Origin of the sequence: Cronobacter sp. EKM101R (assembly GCF_963888145.1) — a bacterium.
Classification (GTDB): Bacteria; Pseudomonadota; Gammaproteobacteria; order Enterobacterales; family Enterobacteriaceae; genus Cronobacter; species Cronobacter turicensis.
In genome coordinates, this window is the sequence record NZ_CAWPHW010000033.1 from 263,822 (window position 1) to 288,107 (window position 24,286).

General features: G+C 55.5%; 32 protein-coding genes and 1 pseudogene. 26 read left to right on the forward strand and 7 right to left on the reverse strand.

The genetic code is table 11. The features are described 5' to 3' along the window. The first annotated feature begins 94 nt into the window (after positions 1-94). On the forward strand, positions 95-343 hold the full coding sequence (locus AACV31_RS16425; RefSeq protein ID WP_165155373.1) for a hypothetical protein: 249 nt from the start codon (positions 95-97) through the stop codon (positions 341-343). A gap of 49 nt (positions 344-392) precedes the next feature. Here AACV31_RS16425 and AACV31_RS16430 read toward each other — a convergent pair whose 3' ends face one another. From AACV31_RS16430 to AACV31_RS16440, 3 genes are all read right to left on the reverse strand, one after another. Further along, on the reverse strand, positions 393-710 hold the full coding sequence (locus AACV31_RS16430) for a hypothetical protein (RefSeq protein ID WP_165155371.1): 318 nt from the start codon (positions 708-710) through the stop codon (positions 393-395). 480 nt (positions 711-1,190) lie between these two features. Beyond that, complete coding sequence (locus AACV31_RS16435; RefSeq protein ID WP_165155369.1) at positions 1,191-1,517, reverse strand: transcriptional antitermination N peptide; 327 nt, start codon at positions 1,515-1,517, stop codon at positions 1,191-1,193. 209 nt (positions 1,518-1,726) lie between these two features. Then, the gene (locus AACV31_RS16440) at positions 1,727-2,407 is read right to left on the reverse strand and encodes an XRE family transcriptional regulator (protein ID WP_075197972.1); all 681 of its coding nucleotides are present in this window, start codon (positions 2,405-2,407) and stop codon (positions 1,727-1,729) included. 399 nt (positions 2,408-2,806) lie between these two features. Here AACV31_RS16440 and AACV31_RS16445 point away from each other — a divergent pair, with 399 nt between their 5' ends. The 23 genes and pseudogenes from AACV31_RS16445 to AACV31_RS16550 all read left to right on the forward strand — a co-directional run bounded on the left by AACV31_RS16445 (position 2,807) and on the right by AACV31_RS16550 (position 17,718). Next, on the forward strand, positions 2,807-3,007 hold the full coding sequence (locus tag AACV31_RS16445; RefSeq protein WP_075197971.1) for a hypothetical protein: 201 nt from the start codon (positions 2,807-2,809) through the stop codon (positions 3,005-3,007). A 38-nt stretch (positions 3,008-3,045) separates the two neighbouring features. Next, positions 3,046-3,354, forward strand: a complete 309-nt coding sequence (locus tag AACV31_RS16450) for a hypothetical protein (protein WP_075197970.1) — start codon at positions 3,046-3,048, stop codon at positions 3,352-3,354. Then, entirely contained in the window at positions 3,341-3,823 is a 483-nt protein-coding gene (locus AACV31_RS16455; RefSeq protein ID WP_370458099.1) for a lysozyme, read from the forward strand. The genes AACV31_RS16450 and AACV31_RS16455 overlap by 14 nt, the downstream gene beginning before the upstream one ends. Beyond that, positions 3,805-4,185: pseudogene (locus AACV31_RS16460) on the forward strand (lysis system i-spanin subunit Rz); the annotation flags it as partial. The gene AACV31_RS16455 and the pseudogene AACV31_RS16460, both read left to right, overlap by 19 nt. Then, entirely contained in the window at positions 4,124-4,276 is a 153-nt protein-coding gene (locus AACV31_RS16465; protein WP_255491268.1) for a hypothetical protein, read from the forward strand. The pseudogene AACV31_RS16460 and the gene AACV31_RS16465, both read left to right, overlap by 62 nt. Beyond that, positions 4,273-4,806: a phage neck terminator protein gene (locus AACV31_RS16470; RefSeq protein ID WP_075197968.1), complete on the forward strand. Its 534-nt coding sequence runs from the start codon at positions 4,273-4,275 to the stop codon at positions 4,804-4,806. Before AACV31_RS16465 ends, AACV31_RS16470 begins: the two co-directional genes overlap by 4 nt. 4 nt (positions 4,807-4,810) lie before the next feature. Beyond that, on the forward strand, positions 4,811-6,292 hold the full coding sequence (locus AACV31_RS16475) for a DUF3383 domain-containing protein (RefSeq protein ID WP_165155366.1): 1,482 nt from the start codon (positions 4,811-4,813) through the stop codon (positions 6,290-6,292). Positions 6,293-6,301: 9 nt separating this feature from the next. After that, entirely contained in the window at positions 6,302-6,742 is a 441-nt protein-coding gene (locus AACV31_RS16480; protein WP_165155364.1) for a phage structural protein, read from the forward strand. 3 nt (positions 6,743-6,745) lie between these two features. Next, on the forward strand, positions 6,746-7,165 hold the full coding sequence (locus AACV31_RS16485; protein WP_075197966.1) for a phage tail assembly chaperone: 420 nt from the start codon (positions 6,746-6,748) through the stop codon (positions 7,163-7,165). An 11-nt stretch (positions 7,166-7,176) separates the two neighbouring features. After that, positions 7,177-7,344, forward strand: a complete 168-nt coding sequence (locus tag AACV31_RS23225; RefSeq protein ID WP_015742373.1) for a DUF6889 family protein — start codon at positions 7,177-7,179, stop codon at positions 7,342-7,344. Next, positions 7,344-9,035: a hypothetical protein gene (locus AACV31_RS16490; protein ID WP_165155362.1), complete on the forward strand. Its 1,692-nt coding sequence runs from the start codon at positions 7,344-7,346 to the stop codon at positions 9,033-9,035. Before AACV31_RS23225 ends, AACV31_RS16490 begins: the two co-directional genes overlap by 1 nt. Continuing rightward, on the forward strand, positions 9,035-9,598 hold the full coding sequence (locus AACV31_RS16495) for a phage baseplate protein (RefSeq protein WP_165155360.1): 564 nt from the start codon (positions 9,035-9,037) through the stop codon (positions 9,596-9,598). The genes AACV31_RS16490 and AACV31_RS16495 overlap by 1 nt, the downstream gene beginning before the upstream one ends. After that, positions 9,599-9,901: a phage baseplate plug family protein gene (locus AACV31_RS16500; RefSeq protein WP_165155358.1), complete on the forward strand. Its 303-nt coding sequence runs from the start codon at positions 9,599-9,601 to the stop codon at positions 9,899-9,901. Continuing rightward, positions 9,898-10,884: a hypothetical protein gene (locus AACV31_RS16505; protein WP_165155356.1), complete on the forward strand. Its 987-nt coding sequence runs from the start codon at positions 9,898-9,900 to the stop codon at positions 10,882-10,884. The genes AACV31_RS16500 and AACV31_RS16505 overlap by 4 nt, the downstream gene beginning before the upstream one ends. A gap of 72 nt (positions 10,885-10,956) precedes the next feature. Next, positions 10,957-11,712: a Gp138 family membrane-puncturing spike protein gene (locus AACV31_RS16510; protein ID WP_165155354.1), complete on the forward strand. Its 756-nt coding sequence runs from the start codon at positions 10,957-10,959 to the stop codon at positions 11,710-11,712. Then, positions 11,709-12,062: a hypothetical protein gene (locus tag AACV31_RS16515; protein ID WP_165155352.1), complete on the forward strand. Its 354-nt coding sequence runs from the start codon at positions 11,709-11,711 to the stop codon at positions 12,060-12,062. The genes AACV31_RS16510 and AACV31_RS16515 overlap by 4 nt, the downstream gene beginning before the upstream one ends. Continuing rightward, positions 12,062-13,261, forward strand: coding sequence for a baseplate J/gp47 family protein (locus AACV31_RS16520; protein ID WP_165155350.1), 1,200 nt, complete (start codon positions 12,062-12,064; stop codon positions 13,259-13,261). The genes AACV31_RS16515 and AACV31_RS16520 overlap by 1 nt, the downstream gene beginning before the upstream one ends. After that, positions 13,258-13,923, forward strand: a complete 666-nt coding sequence (locus AACV31_RS16525; RefSeq protein WP_165155348.1) for a DUF2612 domain-containing protein — start codon at positions 13,258-13,260, stop codon at positions 13,921-13,923. Before AACV31_RS16520 ends, AACV31_RS16525 begins: the two co-directional genes overlap by 4 nt. Beyond that, positions 13,923-14,606 carry a hypothetical protein gene (locus AACV31_RS16530; RefSeq protein ID WP_075197958.1) on the forward strand — a complete coding sequence of 228 codons (684 nt, stop codon included), beginning with the start codon at positions 13,923-13,925 and terminating at the stop codon, positions 14,604-14,606. Before AACV31_RS16525 ends, AACV31_RS16530 begins: the two co-directional genes overlap by 1 nt. Next, entirely contained in the window at positions 14,593-14,790 is a 198-nt protein-coding gene (locus AACV31_RS16535; protein WP_165155346.1) for a hypothetical protein, read from the forward strand. Before AACV31_RS16530 ends, AACV31_RS16535 begins: the two co-directional genes overlap by 14 nt. A gap of 199 nt (positions 14,791-14,989) precedes the next feature. After that, complete coding sequence (locus AACV31_RS16540; protein WP_007763859.1) at positions 14,990-15,610, forward strand: LysE family translocator; 621 nt, start codon at positions 14,990-14,992, stop codon at positions 15,608-15,610. Between the two features lie 122 nt (positions 15,611-15,732). Then, positions 15,733-16,392, forward strand: a complete 660-nt coding sequence (locus tag AACV31_RS16545) for a helix-turn-helix domain-containing protein (protein ID WP_165155344.1) — start codon at positions 15,733-15,735, stop codon at positions 16,390-16,392. Between the two features lie 147 nt (positions 16,393-16,539). Then, the gene (locus tag AACV31_RS16550; protein WP_105539051.1) at positions 16,540-17,718 is read left to right on the forward strand and encodes an acetyl-CoA C-acetyltransferase; all 1,179 of its coding nucleotides are present in this window, start codon (positions 16,540-16,542) and stop codon (positions 17,716-17,718) included. Here the strand turns inward: AACV31_RS16550 and AACV31_RS16555 are convergent. After that, positions 17,715-17,918 carry a hypothetical protein gene (locus tag AACV31_RS16555; RefSeq protein ID WP_165155342.1) on the reverse strand — a complete coding sequence of 68 codons (204 nt, stop codon included), beginning with the start codon at positions 17,916-17,918 and terminating at the stop codon, positions 17,715-17,717. The genes AACV31_RS16550 and AACV31_RS16555 overlap by 4 nt on opposite strands. Before the next feature lie 186 nt (positions 17,919-18,104). Here AACV31_RS16555 and AACV31_RS16560 point away from each other — a divergent pair, with 186 nt between their 5' ends. Then, a complete protein-coding gene (locus tag AACV31_RS16560; RefSeq protein WP_032806774.1) occupies positions 18,105-18,785 on the forward strand; it encodes an oligogalacturonate-specific porin KdgM family protein in 681 nt (226 codons plus the stop codon). Between the two features lie 259 nt (positions 18,786-19,044). Here the strand turns inward: AACV31_RS16560 and AACV31_RS16565 are convergent, their stop codons facing one another. Then, positions 19,045-20,223: an oligogalacturonate lyase family protein gene (locus AACV31_RS16565; protein WP_165155340.1), complete on the reverse strand. Its 1,179-nt coding sequence runs from the start codon at positions 20,221-20,223 to the stop codon at positions 19,045-19,047. A 606-nt stretch (positions 20,224-20,829) separates the two neighbouring features. On the opposite strand from AACV31_RS16565, the gene kduD reads away from it, so the two are divergent. Next, positions 20,830-21,591, forward strand: coding sequence for a 2-dehydro-3-deoxy-D-gluconate 5-dehydrogenase KduD (kduD, locus tag AACV31_RS16570; RefSeq protein WP_007700802.1), 762 nt, complete (start codon positions 20,830-20,832; stop codon positions 21,589-21,591). Positions 21,592-21,848: 257 nt separating this feature from the next. Here kduD and AACV31_RS16575 read toward each other — a convergent pair whose 3' ends face one another. Together AACV31_RS16575 and AACV31_RS16580 are read right to left on the reverse strand one after the other, a co-directional pair. Next, entirely contained in the window at positions 21,849-23,138 is a 1,290-nt protein-coding gene (locus tag AACV31_RS16575; protein WP_007763845.1) for an ABC transporter substrate-binding protein, read from the reverse strand. Then, a complete protein-coding gene (locus AACV31_RS16580) occupies positions 23,138-24,277 on the reverse strand; it encodes an ABC transporter ATP-binding protein (RefSeq protein ID WP_165155338.1) in 1,140 nt (379 codons plus the stop codon). The genes AACV31_RS16575 and AACV31_RS16580 overlap by 1 nt, the downstream gene beginning before the upstream one ends. Between the last annotated feature and the right edge of the window lie 9 nt (positions 24,278-24,286).

Consider the following 24,286-nt stretch of genomic DNA (forward strand, 5'->3'; position numbering starts at 1 on the left):
CGTGCTTGTGAACCAAAGTAATGCTGTCCCGCTACGTAGTAGAATATACCTACACAGATACAGGCGAGAGAGATTCAACAAGGAAGATGCACACATGAGTAAACCCATTTTGATCTTCTTTTTCGCGCTATTTGCTGTTTCCGCCAGTGCTGCAAAGGGTGCCGATGGCGGAAATGGTTCGGATGGTGGCAGTACCAATCATTCATCGGGGCGCGCAGGATGTCCTGGAGGAACAGATCCCGATGAGAACGGCCATTTTTATCTTCCGGAAACTAAAGAGGAATGCAATCCAGGCCCGCAGGATGCAGCAAAAAAGGATAATCCGCTCTTGCTGACGCGGTAATTCCGGGCCCCGATTCTGAGAGGAATAAGGTCAACCTGCGCTGTCTACTTTATCTTTTTTCAGACGTAACAGCGTCAGGTAATTCTCCTTCAATTTCCCATCTGGTTGCATTTTCAGTCCAGATTAACTCAATGAATTTCTCATCCCGCCAGGTAATTGTTATGTTTGCTTCTACGGGTTCCGGTTGCGGGCTGGTCTGATAATAGTAACACTTTGAAAGTGTTGGATTCGAAAGATCACAGTGAAGATCGTGTTTCCCAAACGGTTGGGCATTGGCAGAGATAATGAGAACGTTGTCGGCAAGCCTCCCGGTTCCCTGGTAACTCAGTTTCGTATCAATTCCATTAACGTAGAATATTCCAGCCATAAAGCCTCTCCTTTTGGCGTTGAACCGCTGAGAATAAACAATTCGATACTAACAAACGACCCTTTTGCAACGCTTTCCCGCGAGGCACTTTTTATCATGCGGAAAATGCCCCGGTTTTTGCCCTGTGCGGAACGCTTCTGGTGCTGAATCAATTGAAGCCCTACCTTATTTGTTGGTTCCAGGTAAATGTAGGGCTTGTCAAAAATAGTGAGCGTAAGTTATTGGCGTTTTTAACTAATACACATTTGAAAACGTTGTTGTTCCACCTGCAAATTCTGCTGCAACATGTCTGACCTTTTTCTAGGCTGTAAGATAACGAAAGCGCTGGAGCAGGAAGATTATGCTTTGCCTGCTCCAGAATACTCTCAGGTTATCGCCCTACGTTCAGACGATTACCGATGAAGAATGTGGTAGCACCACCTCTTAACAACGCCTGAGAAACCTTTAGCCTTTTCTGTACCTCATTAAAACGACGCTGTGTCAAACCAGCGGCTGGCTGAAACGCTGGCGTTTTTCATGCGCTCTGCCTGTGATCGCCCCGGACGTTCGCCTGACCTTACGCTGCGATTCGACGGAGGGGGGTTGGCTGCGCATTTCGCGCAAAGTGGGCAGGCGAGTCGCTTTATCTATCCGGTTTACCGGTTGCCGCGCCGCGGTATATGCCAGTGGCGGCTGTATTGCGCCAAAAATCTCATCCATGATCCTTTCCATCTTTTCTTTTTCCTGCGCCGCCAGACGGCGTCGTTGATGCCTGCGTGCCCGTGCGTTATCTGCATTTACGCTTGCGCCAAAATGAATCTCTGCCATTCAACCCTCCTTTTTGAATTACAGGCGCGTTATGCGCCTATTTACTGTTTATGCATACAGTAAATATAGATAAGGCGATTGCTGGTTTCAATCGCCAAGGCGATGATACATAGCAGATAAAGTGATTGACACCCGGCTGGCGCGGGTTGATGGAGTAATCAGAGCGATGGAGAGCACCGAAGAAAAAGTGACTCCGGCGTGAGCAGGGATCAGCCGTGAAATTTATACGCGCGGGACTGGCTGACCAGCACTTTAGCGCGAATATTTAGCCCTGACTCATCAATATCTGTGATGTACCAGGTTTCATATTTTTTGTTATCCGAGATAACCGCCAGACGCTTATGCTGAAGCTGTAAGCGCTTGATATAAACATAATTATCCAGCGTAAAGATATAGATTCCGTCACCGTCGAAAAAATCGACACTTACGTCGACAAAGATCTGATCGCGCGGCTCAAAGGTGCCGGACATCGAATCGCCATTCACGGCAATCATCTTAATGTGGTCAGCCGGACGACTGCCGAACAACGAGCGAGCCTCTTCTGAAGAGTACTCAATCGACTTAATCGTCTCGATAAACTCGTCACGAATCATCACGCCGCTACCCGCACTGGCACGGACATCAAACACTTCCACGCGATAAACATCCGCACCCGATACAACGGCGCTATTGCGCTCTGTCGCAAGTGGACGCATCAGGCCTTGCCCATCAGCGAGCCACTCGGGGCTAACGCCCAGTATCCGCGCCAGCGCGACAGTGTTACGCGAGCCGTTCGCCCCATTGAGCAGTTTATTGACGCTACTTTGCGCCATGCCGACAGCCTTCGCCAGCGCGCCTTGTGTATACCCTGCGTCGGCCATCGCTTTCGCAAGGCGCTCGGAAAAATTCATTGTCAGATCCTCGTGGCTTCTGACTTCAGTGTATCGCCTGAGCGATTTTTTGACAATCAATAGAAAAAGCGATTGCAAATCGATAAAGCGATTGATAGAGTGAATTTGTCGCCGCGAAAGAGCGTTTATAAAGCCTCTTCAACACGACACCGCTCTTTAACAATCCGGGCCGCCGACAACGCGGTATTAAACGTGGCTGAGAAGCCATACGCCTGATTTCAAACACGATGAATCTGGCATAAATACCCGCTACGGGCTGCCCGGAGTGTTTCTCCCCCTGCCGCCTTTTATCGGGTTTTTCGAAGGCGCAGGTTTTACTTTTCCCCTCGCTTTCGGTTGAGCGGCGCGTCTGCGCCTTCAAATCACCAGCACGCCCGGCAAAGGGCGCGAGGAGGACACATGCGTAAAACGTGGTTTTATCACCATGATCTGACCAGCCAGCAGGCTGATGACCTTATTTCTTTATACCACGCGCGGCGGGTAGAAACCGTCCGGCAACTGAGCGCCGACTACCTGCACTGGGTGGTCGCGGCGCTGCTTCCCGAAACCCGTCGGGCCCCCCAGGTTGACAACCGCTACCAGCACCGAATGTGGCTGTAGCGATCTCTTATCTTTTCTTCCCATGAAGGGAGGCATTAATGAATCCAGGAGAAGGGCACGCCCTGACGTATGGGTGGAGCGTGCTGCTCGGCTTTTTCTCTGTGCTTTCGCTTCAGGACTACGTCTTCACTCTGGGGGCTGCGCTCTCTGCTTTTTTCACTATTAAGACCTATAACGCCAGACGCCGGGCACAACAGGCGCGGCTGGCGGAGGAGCGTAAACGAACCGCGCTCCTGAGGCAGTATCTGAAAAGCGCAGCGCAGCCCCTGGCGGCGGATCGCCGGGCGATAGCTTCCATCTTTAACGAGGGCGCAGAGCGCGTGGAGGATCGCGATGAAAATGCCTGAAGCGCTTCGCAAGGCGTTGATTGCTGCCTCGGTTGGCGGGCCAGTGGCGATAGCCAGCGTATTTATTGAGCAGCAAGAGGGCGTGTCGCTTACGCCTTATCGGGACCCGGTAGGCATTCCGACGATCTGCGCCGGTATAACAGGTGTGGATGTCATCACTGGCAAAACCTACAGCGAGCGTGAGTGTCGGGTACTGTTGGCAAAGCATATGCAGCCTGCTGTCGAGGCGGTAAACCGCGGGGTTCGGGTAACGCTTAATGACTATCAGAAAGCCGCGCTCTATTCGTTTACGTATAACGCCGGCGTCAGCGCATTTCGTCGTTCCACGCTGCTTGCAAAACTCAATCGTCACGATCTGACCGGCGCCTGCGACGAGCTGCGCCGCTGGACCTGGGCGGGAGGGCGCCAGTGGCAGGGGCTTATCACGCGTCGGGAAATGGAGCGGCAGCTATGTTATGGCGCGCCCTGACGAGTCGGCTGTTTCCCTGGCTTACGCTCCTGGCGCTGGCGGGAAGTTCGCTGCTTGCCTTACATCATGCCCGCAGCGAGCTACTACAGTCCCGCGCCGCGCTTTCTCTTGCGCAACGCCAGCTTTCACACACTCAGCAGAGCCTGCGTCAGACGGCGCAGCTCGATATCCGCTACACCAGAGAACTTAATCATGCCCGGGAAACGATTGATGCGCTTGAGCGCGACGTGGCTGCTGGCCGTCAGCGGCTGCGCCTCAACGCCACCTGCCTGCGTGCCTCCGGCACCACCACCCGCGTGGATGATGGCGCCAGCCCCCGACTTACTGACGCCGCTGAACGGGATTATTTCCGTCTCAGAACCGCTATCGCCGTCGTCACGCGCCAGCTTGGTGGCCTTCAGGAGTATGTCAGGCGGGAATGCCCGGTTACCTCACAGAAGGAGCAGTAAGTGAGCAATGATACCACTGCCGCGGGGTGGCTGACGCCCACCGGCTCGCCGCCCGCCTGGGAGAGCACGCTTAATCGGGAGCTGACGCGATGGATCGCGGGCGTCAGCGGCCTGCCAGAGGCGGCAGTAATGCCGTTATGGCAAGACACCGCTGCGCTTGCGGACACGCCTGGCTGCGCCTTCGGCATCACGGAGATCCACGCCGCGCCGCCATATTGGGCGCCGCTCAATGCCGATGACGATCTGCTTACCGTCGGCGAGCAGCTTCAGGTGCAGTGTCTTTTTTCAGGCGCAGGCGCGCCCGCCTTCGCCACGCAGTTTCGCGACGGTCTGGCGGTCACGCAGAATCAGGATGAGCTTAACCGGACGGGGCTCGCAGTCTGCGCGTGTACGCCCGTCATTTGTGTTCCTGAGCTTATCGATAACCACTGGCATCGGCGTTACCGGATGACGGTCACCCTGAGCCGCATTTATACCCGCACGTATCACATCAAATCCCTGGCGACCGCTCCGGTCGCTTTCTTTGGAGAATAAAACTATGTCACAGGGTTTACCTGTTTCTGACATCGTCAATGTGACGGTGAGCATGGCCGCGCGCGCGGCACAGACCCGTAGCTTCGGCGCGCTCCTGGTTGTCGGCGCGAGCGACGTTATCGACAGCGGCGAGCGTCTGCGCGCCTATTCCGATATCAGCGGCGTGAGTGCCGATTTTGGTCTGGAGACGCCGGAGTATCAGGCCGCCAGCCTCTACTTCCAGCAGGCGCCGCGCCCGACGCGTCTGTGGATCGGCCGCTGGCTGAAAACTGCCGCTGCTGCCCGGTTGCGTGGCGCTATCCTGACGCCAGAGCAACAAACGCTGGCGCGGTTTACCGCGATCTCGGCCGGTGGCATGACGCTGACGGTGGATGGTAAAGACAAAACGCTTAGCGGTATCGATCTTACGAAAGAAACTACGCTGGCCGGCGTTGCCGCACGTATTCAGCAGACGCTGACCGGCGCTGTTATTCGCTGGGACGCCAGCGCAGGTCGCTTTGTTGTGGCTTCAACCACCACGGGTGAAAGCACCGCCGTTGGTTTTGCCAAAGCGCCCGCGACCGGCAACGATCTTGCCGCACTTCTGGGGCTTAGCGAAAGCGCAGGCGCCACGATAGTAGCAGGCCAGAACAACGAAACGCTGGCGCAGTGTGTCAGCACGCTGGCCGCGCGTTCCAGCGACTGGTACGGCCTGGTGGCGGCAGATACCGACGTGGCATCTGAAGACGTACTGGCAGTGGCGAACATGATCGAGACGGATGCCGTCTCGCGTATTTTCGGCCACACGATTGCCGACACTCGTGTACTGGATGCCGCAAGCCAGGCCGATCTGGCCTCGAAGCTTAAAGCCGCAAAGTTCGCCCGGACGTTTATCCAGTACTCCAGCAGTAAACCGTTTGCGGCCGCCTCTCTGTTTGGCCGCGTCTTTACGGTGAATTTCAACGGCAATAACACGGCCATTACGCTGAAATTCAAACAAGAACCGGGCATTACGGCTGAAAACCTGTCGCAGAATGCGGCCAGCGCGCTGCGCAGTAAAAACTGCAACGTCTTTGTGAACTACAACAATGACACCGCCATCATTCAGGAAGGCGTAATGAGCAACGGCGATTTCATCGACGAACGCCACGGCCTCGACTGGCTGCAAAACTACGTGCAGACCAACCTTTTTAACCTTCTGTACACCAGTACCACCAAAATCCCGCAGACCGACGCGGGTGTTACGCGCTTGCTGGCTAATGTCGAGCAGTCGCTGGATCAGGCGCTATCCAGCGGGCTTATCGCACCGGGTGTCTGGAATGGCGGCGACATCGGCGAGCTGGCCTCCGGCGATACCCTGACTAAAGGGTATTACGTCTACGCCGCGCCGGTCGCCGACCAGGCGCCGTCGGAACGTGAAGCGCGCAAAGCCCCGGTCATTCAGGTGGCCTGCAAACTGGCGGGTGCGGTGCACTACGCCGATGTCCTGATTAACGTCGTTCGCTAAGGAGCCATTATGTCTGGTTATTCATTTCTTGATGTTACTGCAACGCTTGCCGGCCCGACCGGCGTTATTGATCTCGGTAGCGGTTCTTCCGTTGCGGAAGAGGGGATCACGGTCACCATGACCGGCGCGAAAAACACCATGACCGAAGGCGCCGATGGCGAGGTCATGCACAGTTTGCGCCCAGGTAAAAGCGGCACGATTAGCGTCAAACTGCTGAAAACGTCGCCTGCCAATAAAAAGCTGTCGCTGGCGTATAACGCACAGACGCAATCCTCAACGCTCTGGGGCAACAACGTCATTGTTATTCGTAATGCCGCTTCCGGCGATATTACCACCGCGCGTTCTGTCGCCTTTCAGCAGATGCCGGAGTATGTGAATGCCAAAGACGCGGGCGTGGTCGAATGGAAATTTGACTGCGGCAAAATCGATCAGGTGCTGGGGGAATTTTAAGCCATGGAAATCACGATTAAAGGTGCGAACTACCGTATCGCTAAGCTCAGCGTTTTCGACCAGTTGAAAGTCTCCCGTAAGCTGCTCCCGGTGCTTGCTGGCATGGCGGCGGATTTTCGCGACGTCCAGTCATCGGCTGCCGGCGAAGGCGCACCGTTTACCGCGCTACTGCCGAAGATAGCCGAAGCCGTCAGCGCGCTGAGTGATGAAGACTGCAACGCCATACTTCATCCCTGTCTCGCAGCGGTGTCGCGCGACCATATGAAAGCCTGGGTACCGGTGTTCCGACAGGGTGAGCTGGCGTTTGACGATATTTGCCTGATGACGCTGCTGCAACTGGCGGCCCGGGTGGTGGCCGATTCGCTGGGAAATTTTTTGCAAGAACTCCCCGGCGCGCCGACGCCCGGGGCAGCTGCGGCGTAACGCTGGATACCTTGCCGGGCGGGGAGGAATTCATTCTCCGCCCGGCGGAGGCCTTCCGAATCGCCTGGAGCGATCTGAAATCCGGCGCGGTGGATTTGTGCGATATCGCGCTGATGAACGACTGGCTGGATTTGAAAGCGGATAACCAGGCGCGCCTAGAACGCTGGAGGGAAAATTAATGGCCACAGAACTGGCGCACGCCAACACCGATGTCGCTGCCCGCCTTGATGAGACGGGCCTGCGAAACATGGGTCAGGTAGCGACGGACGTGGCGGCGGGCTTGCGCAGGTTAAGCCTCGCCGTCGCGCCCGCCATCGCGGACGTACTGACTTTTACGACACAGACGGCGCGGGGGCTTGATGAGCTCTGGCGCGCCAGCCAGCGCAGCGGCGCCTCCGCTGAAGGAATAAACGCGCTGGGCTATGCGTTTCAGCAGACAGGCGTGGATGCCGGAAATGTCCAGGCATCGCTCGAAAACGTCGGCAAACTGATGCAAAACGCAACCGGGGCGGGCGGGTTGTTGGGTTCACTCGGTATTAACGCGCGCGACGCGCAGGGCAATCTGCGCGATACCGTAGAGGTTTTCGACGCGCTCAGCCAGAAGCTGGCCGCGCTACCGCTGGATAAGGCGCAAAAGCTTTCAAAAGCGCTGGGTATCGACGACGACACGTTGAACGCCATGCGACAGGGGTTAAGCGGCTATCTGCAGGATTATCGCAAAATGGCTTCGCAGGTGGGGTTCGACGCAGGTGCCTTTGCCCCGGCCGGACACCGCTATATGACGGCGGTTAATGGCCTGACAACCGTGCAGAATATCGTGACCCAAAAGATCGGCGGAGATCTCGCGGCAGGTCTTGCCGGGCCGCTTGAAAAACTGCTCGGCAAAGTGATGGATAACCTGCCGCAAATCATGACGGTGACGGGCAAGGCGGTCGATGGGATCGTTATCGCGCTGGATAAGCTCATTACCATCGTCGGTAATGTGCTGGACGCGGTGGGCGGCATTATCACCCTCTGGGGTCAACTCGATTCACAAAGCCAGATTGTGATAAGCGTGCTCGGCGGGTTGCTGACGGCGTGGCGTGTACTTAACGCAGGCTTTCTCGCCACACCACTTGGTATGATCCTTGGGCTCGTCAGCGCGCTGGCGCTGCTCTGGGATGACTATCAGAAATGGAAAAGTGGCGGCGACAGTCTGATTGACTGGTCGACATGGGCGCCGGGCATACAGGACGCGCTGAAAGGCATCGGCAGCCTGAAAACGGATTTTCAGTTCCTCACCGACAAAATCGTGGCGTTAGGCGCCGCGCTGGGGAAGGCGTTTTCCGCCTTCATGCAGTTTCTTAATATCGACACGTCAACATTCAACGCGAAATGGCTCTTCGATCAGATCATTGAAGGCGTGCGCAGCAGTATTCGCACGCTGGGATCGCTGCTGGATGCGCTCACGAAAGTGACACAGGGCGATTTTTCCGGCGCGTGGGAATCGCTCCAGGAGGCGGCGGTAGGCTTTGCTCAGCATCCGGTGATGCAGTTGCAGCAAAAAGCCGTCTACGCGCTGATGGATAAAGGGCTTGAGGCCTCGCGCTGGCTGTCCGGCAAACTGGGGCCAGACGAGATGCCATTCGGCGTCTGGGGCCTTGAGCAGAAGCAGCAGGCGATGGGCTCTTCGCTTCTCATGGACTGGGCGGCGCTTCCATCCGGCAACGGCTCAGGCGCGGTAACACGCGAGGGCGCGAACCTTAACCAGACGACGCATATCAACGTCTACGGCACAGGCGACGCTGCCCAACTCGGCGAAGAAGTCGCCCGTCAGATGAATGATGTTAACGGCCGCCTGGTTCAGACCCTGTCAACGGGGGTGCGCTAATGGATTTTTTCTCAACGTTACTTCGCAACAATCAACGGCGTATTGGCGTGCTGGTTCCGGATGTGGTTATTTCGGAAACCCATAAAGATACGCTTAACGTCACCACCCACCCCGTCGAGTTTGGCGCGGCAATTGCCGATCACGCCTGGCGCTCTCCCGCGACGCTGACCATGAAATGCGGTTTCGGCAGCGGCGGCGCGCTGCTGGATTTCGCCAGCGACGCTACGGCGTGGCACCAGTCTGGCAAAAGCCCTCAGGAGATCTACCAGGCGCTGCGGGATCTGCTCGATCCACCGGCGCTGCTGGATGTCGTCACCGGCAAGCGCATCTACCAGAACATGCTGCTGACCGGTATTGATGTAGCGACCGATGCCACCACCGAATATGTCCTCTCCTGCACGCTAACCCTGACCGAGGTGATCATTTCGCACCGGGAAAATGTGCAGGTAGCAACAAAGTCGCAAATGAAAACAGGCGTTTCGACAACAGGGGTGAGCAACAACGGCGTTAAATCGACGGTGCCGGTCAGCGCTGGCCGCCTGAATGCGGCGACAGGAGGCTAAATGGGGAACTATGAAATTCCGCTTACGCCTGATAACCAGCACTTTTCCATCGACCTTAACGGTTCGACGTACCAGTTGCGGCTTATCTGGCGTGACGGTGCCTGGATTATGGACATTGAGGACTCCGCCGGACAACGGCGGTTAAACGGGCTGCCGCTGCTGCCAGGCGCCGATCTCCTGGCGCAGCACAGCCACCTGGCGTTCGGTTTTGCGCTGCGTGTCGTGAGCGATGACGGCGCGCCGCCCGGCGAAAATACGCTGGGCATCACCAGTCGCCTCTATGTACTGACGGAGCCACTATGACCCGTAACTGGATGCGTTATTTTGAACTTCAACTGCTGACGGAAGAAGGACGCGGGTTGCAGCTTAACGATTTTAAAGTGGAGTTCATGGTGAGCAGTAAAGCGACGGCGGCGACGTCTGTCGCCAACGTCACTATTTACAATCTGCATCCGCATACCCGCAACCGGATCCTGCTCAGAGAGTTCAGTCAAATCAGGCTTTTTGCTGGTTATCAGACTCACGACGACGCGCCAGGCAGTGGAATGATTTTCGCCGGCGATATTCGGTTTTCACTGACCGGCAAAACGGCGCAGGTCGACAGTTGGGTGAAAATACAGGCGGTAAGCGGTCATCAGGCGTATCTCTACGCCACTGTAGAAAAAACGCTGGCAGCGGGGTATCGCGTCCGCGATGTGCATCAACTGGCGGCGCAGAGTTTTGGTCAGTATGGCATATCGCCGGGAGCGACCGGTGATATGCCTGGCATGACGTTTCCGCGTGGCCGTACGCTGTGGTTACCAGCGCGGCAGGTCATGGAAAACGTAGCGGGGCAGTGCGACGCTTCCTGGCAACTGAGTGACGGGCAACTACGGATGGTGCCAGAGGCAAACTACGTGCATGAGGCAGTGCTGCTTAACAGCCGTACCGGTCTTATCGGCGCGGCACAGCAGACCCTGAAAGACGGGGTTGATGTGCAATGCCTGATTAACCCGAACATTCGTTTAAACGGCCTGGTGCAACTCGATCAGGCGTCAGTACAGCGCGTCGCGTATGAAGAATCGACGCTCGGCGCAAGCAAGGGACCGCTTCATGAAGTGGAACGCGACGGGGTCATTACGCGCGATGGCGCTTTCACTCAACCGGTCACACAGCCTGCCGCGCTTGCCGCCGACGGCGTGTATATCGTTAAAGCTATCGAGTGGCAAGGCGATACCCGTGGTCAGAACTGGTATATGAAACTGATGTGCGAGCCGCGCGGCGCGCGTGAACTGCAAAACGGCTAATACCGCCCAGCACATTTCTCCTTTCTTCTTTTTCTCGCCGTTCGCCTGCGGGCGACGGCGCCTGGAGTCTTTATGCCTGTTTCAACAGAAGCGCGGCTTGGCGGCCAGCAGGAGTTTGCCGCCGCGCTGGCGCATCATATCAGCGCCGGGCTGCGCGTGGCGCTGCCCGGCATTATTCAGTCTTTTAACCCGCAGGCGGTAACCTGCGTGGTGCAGCCCGCTATCCGCGGCAAACGCAGCGACGACGATGGCAGCGAGCGTAGTGTGAAGCTGCCGCTGCTTGTGGATGTACCAGTGGTGTTTCCTCGCGGCGGCGGCTGCACGCTGACGTTTCCGGTCGCAGCCGGCGATGAATGCCTGGTCATATTCGCCGACCGCTGTATCGATTTCTGGTGGCAGAGCGGCGACGTCCAGGAACCCGTCGACCCACGGATGCACGATCTTTCCGATGCGTTCGCGCTGGTGGGGCCGATGTCGCAACAGCGAAAAATCAGCAATATCAGCGTTAGTGCGACGCAACTACGTACCGATGACGGCGCGGCGGTCATCGAACTGGCCGTGGGGCATGACATCTCGCTGCGCACACCCGGCAGGCTTACCGCCAGCGCGCAGGGCGGCACTGTGATTACCTCACCTTCTATCATCCTCAACGGCAACGTCACTATTAACGGCAGCCTGACCCAGGGGATGGGCGATAACGGCGGCGGCGCGACGTTGAGAGGGCCCGTGAACGTGCAGACCGATGTCAAAGCCGCAGGCATTAGCCTTGTCAGCCATACGCACCCAGGGGTGCAGTCGGGCGGCAGCAGTACGGGGAAAGCACAATGAAATACCGACGTGAAGATAATGAGGGCGATTACACCTTCGGACGGGGCGAAAACACCTGGCTTGTGAGTTCGCCGGAAGCCGTCGCCCAGGCGGTGAAAACCCGCTTTGAACTCTGGTCCGGCGAGTGGTTCCTCGATACCACACAAGGCACGCCCTGGCGTCAGAATGTGCTCGGGAAACAGAAACCGGAGATTTATCAGCTCGCCATTCAGGCGCGCATTCTGGAAACACCCGGCGTGAAAACGCTCCTTTCTTTTAACTCAACGGTGGATACCGCCACGCGGCGCGTTTCATTCTTCGCCGAAATCGACACCGTCTACGGCACCACTACACTGACCGCGGAGGCGTAATGCCGCTTAATATCGATACGCTGGGGCTGGCCATGCAGGTCACCCCGGAGGGCCCGGTCGCGCCTGATTATCAGACTATCCTGTCGACCCTTACCGGCTATTTTCGCCAGATTTACGGCGAAGATGCTTATCTTGAGCCAGACAGTAAAGATGGCCAGCTGGTCGCGCTCCTCGCGCTCGCCATTCACGATGACAACAACGCAGCGCTTGCTGTTTATAACGCCTTCTCGCCCGCGACCGCCATGGGGGAGGGGCTCTCGTCCCGTGTCAAAATCAACGGCATTCGCCGCCATGGCGCGACACATTCCACGGTGGACGTGCTGATAACCGGCGAGCCGGGAACGATAATCGGGACGGGCTTGATACGCGATGCCAACGGCACGCAGTGGGCGCTGGCGCAAACTATCACGATTCCAGTGAGCGGAAACGGCCTGTTTACGGCCACCTGTACCGAATCAGGGCCCGTCGCCGCCCTGGCGGGCACAGTCAGTCAGATAGCCACACCCACGCGGGGTTGGATGTCAGTGACGAATCCACAGGCAGCCGTTGTTGGCGTCGCCGCCGAAACGGATGCGCAACTGCGTACAAGACAAACCCAAAGCGTGGCGCTGTCATCACTGACGCCGTTCGATGCGCTTGACGGCGCTATCGCCAATATTCATGGCGTGAGTCGCCATAAGCTTTATGAAAACGACACCGGAGATCCTGACGCCAACGGCCTGCCGCCGCACGCGATTTGCGCCATTGTCGAAGGCGGCGATATCAATGACATTGCCCAGGTGATCCGGGGCAAAAAAGGACAGGGCGTGGCGACCGCGGGCACGCTGGCGGTAAACGTGGCAGATCTTTATGGCTATCCGCACGTTATTCGCTTTTCCCGCCCCACGCTTATTTCCGTGCAGGTCAATATCCGCCTCAAGGCGTTTATGGGGTACACCACGGAAATCGGCGCGCAGATCAAAGCGGCCGTGGCGGGGTACATCAATTCACTCTCCATTGGCGATGACGTGCTGTTAAGCCGCGTTTACTCACCAGCCAACCTTGGTGTGGTGAGCGGCGGGAGTGCGCGTTACTACGATATTGCCGCTCTGACGTTAGGCCGCACGACCAACACGCTCGCGGCGGCCAATATTGATATCGCTTATGACGAGGCGGCGTATTGCACACCTGACAACATCACCATAGTGGCCACGGCATGAGTAAATACACTGAACTTATCACTAATTATCACGCCACGAAGCCGCGTTTTTTCGACAGCGTCGATCTCGCCACCCGCCACTTTGTGGATTCCGTCGCGACGGTGCAAGGGCTGGTTGAGGCATTTGATATCGACAGCGCGACGGGCGTCCAGCTCGACATTCTCGGCCAGTGGATTGGCCGCTCCCGCTACGTGAAAGAGCCTATCAAGGATATCTATTTCAGTTGGGATGACGACGGACCGGGCTATGACCGCGGCGTCTGGCAAGGGCCGTACGATCCGGACGACGGATTTACGGCGCTCAGTGACGACACTTACCGCGTGATCCTGCGCGCCAAAATCGCCATCAATCAGTGGGACGGTCAGAACGATTCGCTACCCGCTATTCTGGATGCCGCAACGGCGGGCTCAGGGCTGGGCATGCAGATTATCGACCATCAGGACATGACTGTGTCGATGCTGATTTTCCCGGAAACCACGCTGGAAAGCGTTTCGCTTGAGCTTATCGCTGCAATCCGGATGGGGTACTTAACGGTAAAAGCTGCCGGAGTCTGGTCCGGCGATATTCTCGTGCCGTCCGTCGGGACGCGCTTCTTTGGATTTGATATGGACAACCAATACATCGTCGGTTTTGACGATGGAGCATGGGGAAAAAACCTGTAATGGCTAAAAATGATTTTAAACCGTTCGCCACGGGCGCGGGCGCAAACGTGACGTCTCAGGCGAACTGGGAAATGTTGCCAGCCCTGAGCCAGGGCTTCACCAGCGGTAAAGCCGCTTCTGCTCAGGTTAACAAAGCCATCCGGCAGTCGTCGTTTATTGCCTCCGCACTGGCGCAATTTGTCGCTGATCAGACCGGTGCCGACGTGCTCGACAACGGTAATATTCCTGACTTTCAGGCATTACTGAAACAGGGGCTGGCGAAGCAATATCTCTCACGCCAGAACCCCTTCGGCGATATTAAGAGTGACGGCACCGCCGCGCAGGCAAAAGCGCTGGAGAATCTGGGGTTGGGGAACGCAAGCTATGTGGTGAACAGAGGCTCGAATGCCAATGGCTCATGGATTATATGGTCTGATGGGGCAATAGAGGTGATGGGGGCGTGGGTTACATTAGTCAATGGACTCGCTACGGTTATTTATCCCATTGAATTAAAAAATGTGAGTCGTTTTATTTCCATAGCCGAGAGATTCTCAACGGATGGCGCAATTACTACTAAGATTCATACGTCAAGTATATTAGATGACACGGTAACCCGAAGTGGTTTTAAAGCTCGCTGTCAGAATGCCGATGGTACTCCTTCTGCAAGTTCATTTTCATGGAGAGTTTATTGTGCGCCTGTTTAATCCTGTTACTTTAACCGAGGTTATCCCGGGAATACATGATGTTAGCGGAGCAGTGGAGTTGCCTGAAACTCACTGGTTTTTTAAAACGCAACAAATCCCTGAAGGGAGCCAACTCACTGTTAATGATAATGGTGAGCCGATATTAGTCAGTATCGATAACACTGAAAATTTACAGGCTAATTAACACTCAAAGCCGTCGAATGTCGGCGGCTTTGATTATATTATTGTATTCTGTTTATCCATCCCTCTACTCCTTTCTTAAAGATACCCAGTTTAATCACAAATCTTGCAATCATCTCGCTTTACCATCCCCCTGCGTAACTAAACTCACGATTGCCGGGCCTGTTTTTCTTCTATAAGATTTTTCTTTTCGGAGGATAAACATGTCGGTCACTGATGCACTGCTTGCGTATACCCTTGCGGCTACGCTGTTAACCCTGACGCCGGGGCTGGATACGGCGCTGATTTTACGGACTGCGGCGGCGGATGGGGGTAAAAAAGCCTTTCAGGCGGCGCTCGGCATCGATGCTGGCTGTTTTGTCTGGGGCGCGCTGGTGGCGTTTGGCCTGGGGGCGCTGTTTGCCGTGTCCGAAATGGCCTATTCCATCCTGAAATGGTGCGGCGCGGGGTATCTCTGCTGGCTCGGCATTCAGCTTCTTTTGCGTCCGCGTACCACGTTTGATACTCGTCAGGGCGATGAAACGCGCGCCAGCAATAGCTTTTTACGCGGTATGCTGGGCAATGTGCTGAACCCGAAGATGGGCGTGTTTTATGTCTCCTTCCTGCCGCAGTTTATTCCGACGGGGCATTCGCCGATGGTCTGGACGTTCCTGCTGGTCGCCATTCATGCGCTCATCGGCACCCTCTGGTCGCTGACGCTGATTGTCGCCACCCGTTATGCGTCTGGCGTGCTGAAAAAACCCGGCGTGGTGAAATGGATGGATCGCGTCACAGGCAGCGTGTTCCTGCTGTTCGCTGCAAAACTGGCATTAAGTAAACGCTGACAGGGCGTTAACGCCAGCGTAGTTAAGCGCCATCCGGCGCAAATAAGGTCTTTCTGTAATGGTTTTATTAACGCGCCGTCTCATTATGAAAAAATGGGGCGGCGCGCAGCAAAGTTTTTACTATGCTGATCGTAACGTTATCTCTGGTGCGTGCTATCAGCATGGAAACTTATCCGCTCCCCGAACGGCCCGAAGAGGCCATCAGTCATCTTATTAATGCCCTGAAAAATAGCGGCGATATGCGCCATTTCGCCAGCGGCGCGCATATTCCCGTGCAGCCCGATAATATTTTTGTCATAGAGCAGGGCGCCCTGTCGATGCACCGCGTCATGGACAGCCTGACAATGATCGAATCGACACGTCCTCAGCTGCTGGGCATTACGTACAATAATCAGTTCACTCGCCATTTTACGATTAAAGCTGAATCCGCCTGCGAGGCGCGAATTGTGGCGCGCAGCGAGTTTGAGGCCATCATCGAGGCCCGCCAGCTCTGGCGCGAGCTGCTGCTGGTCGTCTCCTGGTACTATGACGTGCTGTACTGGAAAAGTTATCACTTCATGGGGCGGCAGTCCTATACGCTTATCCGCAACTGCTTAATAGAGCTGGAGGCGAAAAAGGAGCCGGAGCGTGACGAGATTAACGCCTGCGATTTTATTCGCGGTAAAACGAATCTTTCTCAGAGCTATATTCTCAAAGTGTTTAGTGATTTGAGAAAGGGCGGTTATATCGATATTTCTCGCGGGCGCCTTAAATCCATCAATAAACTCCCTGAACGTTATTAACCCGTTTTTATTTTTTCCCGATCTGCGCGCCGCACAGGGGCGAGCGGCGCAGATTCCTTGTGATACCCCTCACCAATTTTTAAACATTCACGAAATGATTTTATAACAAGCGGCTACTATGTCCCGGTTCACTTCCCGGAGATAACAATGAAAGATGTGGTAATTGTGGGGGCCGCACGCACGCCCATTGGCTGCTTTCAGGGGCAGCTTGCGCGTCGCTCGGCGGTGGAGCTCGGCGCTGTGGTTATTGAGGCGCTACTGGCGCGCACCGGGCTTAATCCGCAGGATGTCGATGAAGTGATCCTGGGCCAGGTGCTGACGGCGGGCGCAGGCCAGAACCCGGCGCGCCAGACCGCGCTGAACAGCGGCCTGCCGTGGTCCGTGTCGGCGATTACCATTAACGATGTGTGTGGCTCCGGGCTGAAGGCGCTTCATCTGGCGACGCAGGCAATTCAGTGCGGCGAGGCGGATGTGGTTATCGCAGGCGGCCAGGAGAACATGAGCCGCGCCCCGCATGTGCTGACCGAAGGACGCAGCAGCGCGCCTGCTGACAGTCATATTATCGACAGCCTGGTGCATGACGGGCTGTGGGATGCGTTTAACGATTACCATATGGGCGTCACGGCGGAAAACCTGGCGCGCGAATATAACATCAGCCGTGAACATCAGGATGCGTATGCGCTCGCGTCTCAGCATAAAGCGCGCGCGGCCATCGACAGCGGGCGGTTTCGTGACGAGATCGTGCCGGTGGTGATTGAGCAGATGCAGGGCGCGCCACTGGTGGTGGATACCGACGAGCAGCCGCGCGCCGATACCAGCGCGGAAGGGCTGGCGCGTCTGTCGCCTGCCTTTGACCGGCTCGGGAGCGTCACGGCAGGTAACGCGTCGTCAATCAATGACGGCGCGGCGGCGGTGCTGATGATGAGCGCCAGCAAGGCGCAGGAGATGGGGCTGCCGGTGCTGGCGCGTATCCGCGCCTTCGCAAGTGTTGGCGTCGATCCGGCTCTGATGGGCATCGCGCCCGTGTATGCCACGCGCCGCTGCCTTGAGCGTGCGGGCTGGCAGCTTAATGATGTCGATCTTATCGAAGCTAACGAGGCGTTCGCGGCGCAGACGCTGTCGGTCGGCAAACTGCTGGAGTGGGACGAGCGCAAAGTTAACGTCAACGGCGGCGCGATTGCGCTCGGGCATCCTATTGGCGCGTCCGGCTGCCGGATCCTGGTCTCGCTGGTGCATGAAATGGTGAAACGCGATTCCCGTAAAGGGCTTGCCACGCTTTGCATCGGCGGCGGGCAGGGCGTGGCGCTGGCGATAGAGCGCGATTAGCTCTTCATTCCTTTTCCTTTCTTTCCTCTTCGTTTCTGAGCGCGTTGCCGGGTAAGCCAGTTACGCGCTTTTCCTTTTGCAGCTAATAATTTATCCCCGCTGATTATAACCAACACATCTATTGCCTGGTTTACTATTTCTTTGTTTGAGTTAATTCCCAATGTAATGCTGGAAATAAGCGCGTTATTACGTTTTTTCATAAATGAAACTGTGATTTAAAACATGATTTTCAGGCCTCTGAATGGTTTTTTATTGAACTAAATCACGCGCTTTGTTTTCGTTATTTTTGAAACAAAGTATTACGATCCGGATCACTAAAATAATATTACCTAAAAAATAAAATGCAGTTTCATAAAAACGAAACGCCATTTTATTAGGGGTATTCTATGTTTAAGAAAGCACTGGCATTGGCTGTCCTCTGTGGGTCCTCATTCGCGTCACAAGCGGTTACCGTGGATTTACGTCACGAGTACATTGATAGCGGCACTAACGCCGACCGCGTTGCCGTTTCACACCGTTTTGATAATGGTTTTGGTTTTTCCGTTGAGGCGAAATGGAAAACCGGCGGCGACGATCAGTCGCGTCCGTTTAATGAAGTGGTCGGTAACGGCCATGAAGATCAGATTAGCTGGCGCTGGAAAGCGACCGACGCCATCGCCATTACTCCGGCATTTACCATCGAAAGCGTTGACAGTAAAACGATTTATAAGCCCAACATCCACGTGCAGTACAGCTTTGAGAATGGTTTCTATGTCGCGGCCCGCTATCGTTACGAATATACCCGCGTGCCGGAAGGCAAAGATGATGACGATAAAGTTAACCGCGGCGACGCCTGGGTGGGCTTTGCGCTGGGCGACTGGCGTACCGAGCTGAATTACGTATACGCGCAGAGCGAAGAAGGTTTTACGCGTAATAACGGTAAAAAGTATTCCAACGAATATAACGCCAAGCTGGCTTATAAAATTGATAAAAACTGGTCGCCTTATTTTGAAGTGGGAAATATTGGCGTAAAAGAAAGCGATGAGCGCCAGACCCGTTTACGTGTCGGCGTGGCATATAGCTTCTGATAACATCTTACCCTCAGCTTGCCCCCGCGACGGCGGGGGCATAATTCCTGTTTTGCTGTTTCCTGATAGCGTGCTCCTGAGAATAAGCACACCGCCCATGCAGGGGCGGTTTTTTTATGCCCGGTGAAAATTATTGCCGATGTTTTTTCTGCGCTCATTCTTATCCACCAAATAATCATTACGGCAATGGTGGCGCGGCAATAAAAAAGCCCCCCAGGAGAGGAGGGCAAGGTCAGTGACGGAATCAGGACTTTTTTTATTATGACACTCGCAGCATTTCACGCTGTTCGGGCAGTTTTGCAAGATAGACCGCCGGTTTGCCGTCTTTATCGGTGCTGAAAAGAATGGCGTTGCCGTCCGGGCTGAAGGAGGGGTGCGGATGCGTGACCTGACGACTACCAGCAAAGGTCTCCCAGGAGGTATCGTGACGCGCCGCGCGGTAATAGGATTTCTGGGCGACATCAAACACATACAGATAAGGATCGTTATCAATGGTATAGCCGCCGGTGTCTTTCACATCTACCGGCGTGCCGGAACCGTCGCCCACCAGCAACGTACCGTCGAAATTACTCATCAGGTGCGAGCAGGCCGGTATCGGCATCAGTTCTTCATTCACGCCGCTGTCCGGCAGGTAGCGATAAATGGTGCGGCCCTGTTTGCCTTTGAGATAAGAGACATAGACCAGTGCGGAGCCGTCCGGCACCCAGAATTCGTGCGTGCAGCTTTCGCCCTCGGCATGGTCTTTCACCTTACGCACGTTGCTGCCGTCTTCGTTCACCATCCACATACGGGCGTCGACCAGATCGTGCGGCCCTTCGTGACAGAACGCGACGGTATTATCGTCGAACGGACGATAAATCGGGTGCCCCAGCCAGATTTTCTCTTCATGAATGGTTTTGCTCGCGCCGGTTTGTAAATCCACGCGCAGCAGGCGGCAGTGCGGCCCTTTATGGAAGAAATCATGGAAGATTTTCCAGTCGCTCAACGGCACATAGTCGCTTTTGGCGATTTCTATCCCGACCAGTTTGGTGCAGTCGCTGTTGGCGACCCAGGTGCCGTAGCCGACCCACTCTTCCGGCACGCGGTAGACGTCGCGCTCGGCAAGCGTGGTGAGGTTGACTTCACGCAGTACGCGATCGTTTTTCACGTAATAGAGGTACTTGTCGTCCGGCGACAGGAAACCGCCAAAGGTGTTGTCGCCCGCGCCTTCGGTGAGCTGAACCGCCTCGGCCTGTTCAAGGTTCAGCAGGTAATAGTTCCAGTGTCCGTCAAATTCGCCGGCAAACAGCAGGTGGCTGCCATCGTTAAAAAAGCATTTCTGATAGAAATAGTTGCGGTGACAGGTCACTTCCGGTGGGGTTAAACGGGTTACTTCCGCTCCGGTATCTGGATCGAGGCTTACCTGATACTGAAGTTTCACCCGCATGCCTTTGGCCATACTGTGCTCCTTACGTTGCCGGCTGGCGTTCGCTGATTAAATTTCGAAAACAGAATTATAAATTATCAAAACAGTGTTTCAATGTGTGTGACTGTGGGCGCATTTCTGCTCAACCTTTTCAAAAAAAGACCATTTGTGGACAATTTGAGCCCTGATGCCACGGTTTCCCGGCATCGAAAAAATGTCGTGCAGGATTTATTTGATCGTTATTGTTGGTTTTTATCTTTCTGATTTTGAAGTACTAATTCAGAGAGATGTGAACCAGCGTCTCCATAGGCCTTCAGCCAAACGTGACCAGAATATCAATTCCGGTAAGACTTACCCATAAAAATGAAACAATGTTTTATTTAGAATTGAAAACGCGTTTCGCTAAGTTTAAGATGAGTTACATCTTGAAAACGAAACGCTGTTTTGCTGTTTGAAGTATCTCTTTATGTCTTTTTTAACGCGTGGTCATCGTGAGATGGCGTAAAACGACCCGTGCCGGGCATCGGTGCTGGGCGTTTTATGACATCGAATTCAGGTGGTTAAAAGAGGACGTAAGCGGCGGACAGTCTTATCACGGTCACGCCTGTCACAGGCAGGCTCGATTACAAGGAAACACACATGATTCTGGATGCATTTTCTCTTCAGGGTAAAGTCGCGATCGTCACCGGCTGCGATACCGGTCTTGGTCAGGGTATGGCGCTGGGCCTCGCGGAAGCGGGCTGCGATATCGTGGGCATTAATATTGTCGAGCCGACGGAAACCATTGAGCGCGTAACCGCGCTGGGCCGCCGTTTTCTGAGCCTGACGGCCGATTTGCGTAAAATCGACGCTATTCCTGAGCTTATTGAACGCGCCGTCGCGGAATTCGGTCATGTCGACGTGCTGGTAAACAACGCAGGCCTGATCCGCCGTGAAGATGCGATTAACTTCAGCGAGCAGGACTGGGACGACGTGATGAACCTGAACATCAAGAGCGTGTTTTTTATGTCTCAGACCGTGGCGAAGCAGTTCATCGCCCAGGGCAACGGCGGCAAAATTATTAATATCGCCTCGATGTTGTCCTTCCAGGGCGGTATTCGCGTACCGTCTTACACCGCCTCGAAGAGCGGCGTGATGGGCATTACCCGCCTGATGGCGAACGAATGGGCGAAGCACAATATCAATGTGAACGCCATCGCGCCGGGGTATATGGCGACCAATAATACTCAACAGCTGCGTGCCGACGAGCAGCGTAGCGCTGAGATCCTGGACCGCATTCCGGCGGGGCGTTGGGGCCTGCCGAGCGACCTGATGGGGCCGGTGGTGTTCCTGGCGTCCAGCGCGTCGGATTACATTAACGGCTATACCGTGGCGGTCGATGGCGGCTGGCTGGCGCGTTAAGCGTGATGAGCAGGTAAAAAAACCTCCCATGTGGAGGTTTTTTTATTAGAGGACACGGTGGGTTGGGTGAGAGTGCGGTGGGTGCGCTTTGCTTACCCACCCTACGCAGAGGTGGGGCGAGGATGTGGCGGGTGCGCTTCGCTTACCCACCCTACAAAAACGCGTAACCCTTTTCGTTCGTAGGGCGGGTAAGCGTAGCGCACCCGCCGTTGACCAACCCTGCCCGCAAGGGCAGGGTAACAGCAGAAAAACCGCCCTTAACGCATCGCGCGTTTCAGGATGCGCTCCGCCTGACGCTGGAATTCCGCGGCGGCTTCTTCAACGGATTTCTGGCCGTAGTCGATATACTGCAGCGCGGTGCCGAACTGCGACACGATCTGCGGATCGTCAAAATATGGCGAGATAGCAAGCGTGGTCGGCAGCGACTGCGCCAGCTTCAGGCCGGACACCGACGGATCCTCGTCTTTGATCACGCCCGCTTCGGTGAGCTGCGCTACCGCGGCTTTGCTCAGCGGCACGCCGCGCTCAAGGCCCAGCGCCGCCACGCCTTCTTTGCTGTTCAGCAGGAAGTTAATCAGCTGCGCGGCCTCTTTCGGGTGTTTGGTCGACTTACCGATGGAGAGCATCTGCGCCGGTTTAAAGAACAGGCCCGCATCTTTCGCGTCCGGCAACATCGGGTACGCGCCAAGCTCCAGCTTCGCTGGCGGCTTCAGGTTATCGGAGTATTTGGTGATGGTGGAGTTCCACATATAAGTGCCTCCCCACTCGCCCTGGATCCACGGCTTCATCTCATACATGTTGCTCTTACCAAACGAGGCATAATATTTGGTGTCCGGCATCACGTGGCTGTCGATGAGCTTCTTATACATTCCGAAAAACTCAACCCACTGCTCCTTGCTGTACGCGAACTTTTTGGTTTTCTCATCCACCGCTGAAATATTGTATTTCTGCACCATGTATGAATTGAGCAGCGCCAGCACATCCTGATGCTCCAGCACCACCGGGTAATATTGCTTGCCGAGTTTCGACTCAAACGTTTTACCCGCAGCCATCAGCGCATCCCAGGTTTTCGGATAGTCGACGCCCGCTTTCTTCCAGGTTTCGTTGTTGTAATAGAACACGCGGGCGGTAACGGAGATCGGAATGCCGTTCAGCTTGCCGTTGACGGTCGTGGATTTCAGCTCTTTCGGGTCGAACTGGCTCAGATCGATAATATCTTTCACCTGATTCAGGTCGTAAAAGCCGTCGCCGTTTTTCGAGAAAATCGGCAGCCAGTTCCAGTTGGTCTGCATCACGTCCGGCTCGGTGCCGCCCGCGATTTGCGTGGTAAGACGCGACAGATGGCCGTCCCAGCCGGTGTATTCCGGCTTAACGCTTATCTCCGGGTGCTGTTTGTGAAACTCCTCCAGCGCTTTCAGCGTGACCTGGTGACGGCCATTGCCGCCCCACCAGGACATCCGCAGCTCGACGTTTTCCGCCGAATGCGATGGAAACGCGCAGAGGGCAAGGGTAGAAGCTAATGCTGTGCTAACGAGGGCTTTTTTCATTATAAGACTCCTGTCAGAGAGAGGTTCTGTTCTGTTTTGGCGTCAAAAAGATGACACTTATTCATGTCGAACTTAAAATACACCTTGCGGTGAAGGCCCTTATCAATCATCGGCTTAGCTTCATCGGAAGGGATGCGGCAGGTCATCTCGAAATCCGCTACCTTCAGGTAGACGAAAAATTCGTGACCCATATTCTCCACGCGCACCAGCTCACCGGTGCCGCAGGGTTCGGCGTAAGGCGTATCGGAAATCGAGATATATTCCGGGCGAATGCCGAAATACACTTGCTGCCCGGCGTACGCGGCCACTTTGTCCTGCTGGCGCGGCGTCAGCGCCAGGCGATCGTCGCCGATGCAAATCAGCAGTTGCCCTGCCTCTTCCACCAGTTTGCCGGGCTTGATGTTCATCTCCGGCGCGCCGATAAAACCCGCCACGAACATGTTTTTCGGGTAGTGATAAAGGTTATCCGGCGTGTCCACCTGCATAATGTGACCAAGCTTCATCACGCAGATGCGGTCGCCCATGGTCATCGCTTCGGTCTGATCGTGCGTCACGTAGACCGTGGTAGCCGGTTTGCCGCTCTTTTTCAGCTGCTTATGCAAATCGGAAATACGGATACGCATCGAGGCGCGCAGTTTGGCGTCGAGGTTAGAAAGCGGCTCGTCGAACAGAAACACATCCGGTTTTTTCACAATCGCGCGGCCCACCGCCACGCGCTGCGCCTGGCCGCCGGAGAGCTGGCGCGGCAGGCGGTCGAGCAGCTCTTCCAGCTCAAGGATTTTCGCGGCTTCATCTACCTGACGGTTGATCTGATCTTTCGGCAGTTTGCTGAGCTTCAGGCCGAACGCCAGGTTCTCGCGCACCGTCATATGCGGATAGAGCGCGTAGTTCTGGAACACCATCGCGATGCCGCGTTCTTTTGGTGCCAGGTTATTTACCAGCTTCTCGCCGATGCGCACTTCGCCGCCGCTGATAGTTTCCAGGCCCGCAAGCATACGCAGCGTGGTCGATTTGGCGCAGCCGGAAGGACCGACAATCACCATAAATTCACCGTCGGCGATTTTCAGGTCGATACCATGAACCGCTTTAAAGCCGTTGGAATAGACTTTTTCTAACTTATTGAAAATAACTTCAGCCATGATATTCCC

Excerpts from the sequence above, each read along its gene's own strand:
- AACV31_RS16425 (WP_165155373.1), top strand. The coding sequence starts at position 95 with ATGAGTAAACCCATTTTGATCTTCTTTTTCGCGCTATTTGCTGTTTCC.
- AACV31_RS16430 (WP_165155371.1), bottom strand. The coding sequence starts at position 710 with ATGGCTGGAATATTCTACGTTAATGGAATTGATACGAAACTGAGTTAC.
- AACV31_RS16435 (WP_165155369.1), bottom strand. The coding sequence starts at position 1,517 with ATGGCAGAGATTCATTTTGGCGCAAGCGTAAATGCAGATAACGCACGG.
- AACV31_RS16440 (WP_075197972.1), bottom strand. The coding sequence starts at position 2,407 with ATGAATTTTTCCGAGCGCCTTGCGAAAGCGATGGCCGACGCAGGGTAT.
- AACV31_RS16445 (WP_075197971.1), top strand. The coding sequence starts at position 2,807 with ATGCGTAAAACGTGGTTTTATCACCATGATCTGACCAGCCAGCAGGCT.
- AACV31_RS16450 (WP_075197970.1), top strand. The coding sequence starts at position 3,046 with ATGAATCCAGGAGAAGGGCACGCCCTGACGTATGGGTGGAGCGTGCTG.
- AACV31_RS16455 (WP_370458099.1), top strand. The coding sequence starts at position 3,341 with ATGAAAATGCCTGAAGCGCTTCGCAAGGCGTTGATTGCTGCCTCGGTT.
- AACV31_RS16465 (WP_255491268.1), top strand. The coding sequence starts at position 4,124 with ATGATGGCGCCAGCCCCCGACTTACTGACGCCGCTGAACGGGATTATT.
- AACV31_RS16475 (WP_165155366.1), top strand. The coding sequence starts at position 4,811 with ATGTCACAGGGTTTACCTGTTTCTGACATCGTCAATGTGACGGTGAGC.
- AACV31_RS16480 (WP_165155364.1), top strand. The coding sequence starts at position 6,302 with ATGTCTGGTTATTCATTTCTTGATGTTACTGCAACGCTTGCCGGCCCG.
- AACV31_RS16485 (WP_075197966.1), top strand. The coding sequence starts at position 6,746 with ATGGAAATCACGATTAAAGGTGCGAACTACCGTATCGCTAAGCTCAGC.
- AACV31_RS16490 (WP_165155362.1), top strand. The coding sequence starts at position 7,344 with ATGGCCACAGAACTGGCGCACGCCAACACCGATGTCGCTGCCCGCCTT.
- AACV31_RS16495 (WP_165155360.1), top strand. The coding sequence starts at position 9,035 with ATGGATTTTTTCTCAACGTTACTTCGCAACAATCAACGGCGTATTGGC.
- AACV31_RS16500 (WP_165155358.1), top strand. The coding sequence starts at position 9,599 with ATGGGGAACTATGAAATTCCGCTTACGCCTGATAACCAGCACTTTTCC.
- AACV31_RS16505 (WP_165155356.1), top strand. The coding sequence starts at position 9,898 with ATGACCCGTAACTGGATGCGTTATTTTGAACTTCAACTGCTGACGGAA.
- AACV31_RS16510 (WP_165155354.1), top strand. The coding sequence starts at position 10,957 with ATGCCTGTTTCAACAGAAGCGCGGCTTGGCGGCCAGCAGGAGTTTGCC.
- AACV31_RS16515 (WP_165155352.1), top strand. The coding sequence starts at position 11,709 with ATGAAATACCGACGTGAAGATAATGAGGGCGATTACACCTTCGGACGG.
- AACV31_RS16520 (WP_165155350.1), top strand. The coding sequence starts at position 12,062 with ATGCCGCTTAATATCGATACGCTGGGGCTGGCCATGCAGGTCACCCCG.
- AACV31_RS16525 (WP_165155348.1), top strand. The coding sequence starts at position 13,258 with ATGAGTAAATACACTGAACTTATCACTAATTATCACGCCACGAAGCCG.
- AACV31_RS16530 (WP_075197958.1), top strand. The coding sequence starts at position 13,923 with ATGGCTAAAAATGATTTTAAACCGTTCGCCACGGGCGCGGGCGCAAAC.
- AACV31_RS16540 (WP_007763859.1), top strand. The coding sequence starts at position 14,990 with ATGTCGGTCACTGATGCACTGCTTGCGTATACCCTTGCGGCTACGCTG.
- AACV31_RS16545 (WP_165155344.1), top strand. The coding sequence starts at position 15,733 with ATGCTGATCGTAACGTTATCTCTGGTGCGTGCTATCAGCATGGAAACT.
- AACV31_RS16550 (WP_105539051.1), top strand. The coding sequence starts at position 16,540 with ATGAAAGATGTGGTAATTGTGGGGGCCGCACGCACGCCCATTGGCTGC.
- AACV31_RS16555 (WP_165155342.1), bottom strand. The coding sequence starts at position 17,918 with ATGAAAAAACGTAATAACGCGCTTATTTCCAGCATTACATTGGGAATT.
- AACV31_RS16560 (WP_032806774.1), top strand. The coding sequence starts at position 18,105 with ATGTTTAAGAAAGCACTGGCATTGGCTGTCCTCTGTGGGTCCTCATTC.
- AACV31_RS16565 (WP_165155340.1), bottom strand. The coding sequence starts at position 20,223 with ATGGCCAAAGGCATGCGGGTGAAACTTCAGTATCAGGTAAGCCTCGAT.
- kduD (WP_007700802.1), top strand. The coding sequence starts at position 20,830 with ATGATTCTGGATGCATTTTCTCTTCAGGGTAAAGTCGCGATCGTCACC.
- AACV31_RS16575 (WP_007763845.1), bottom strand. The coding sequence starts at position 23,138 with ATGAAAAAAGCCCTCGTTAGCACAGCATTAGCTTCTACCCTTGCCCTC.
- AACV31_RS16580 (WP_165155338.1), bottom strand. The coding sequence starts at position 24,277 with ATGGCTGAAGTTATTTTCAATAAGTTAGAAAAAGTCTATTCCAACGGC.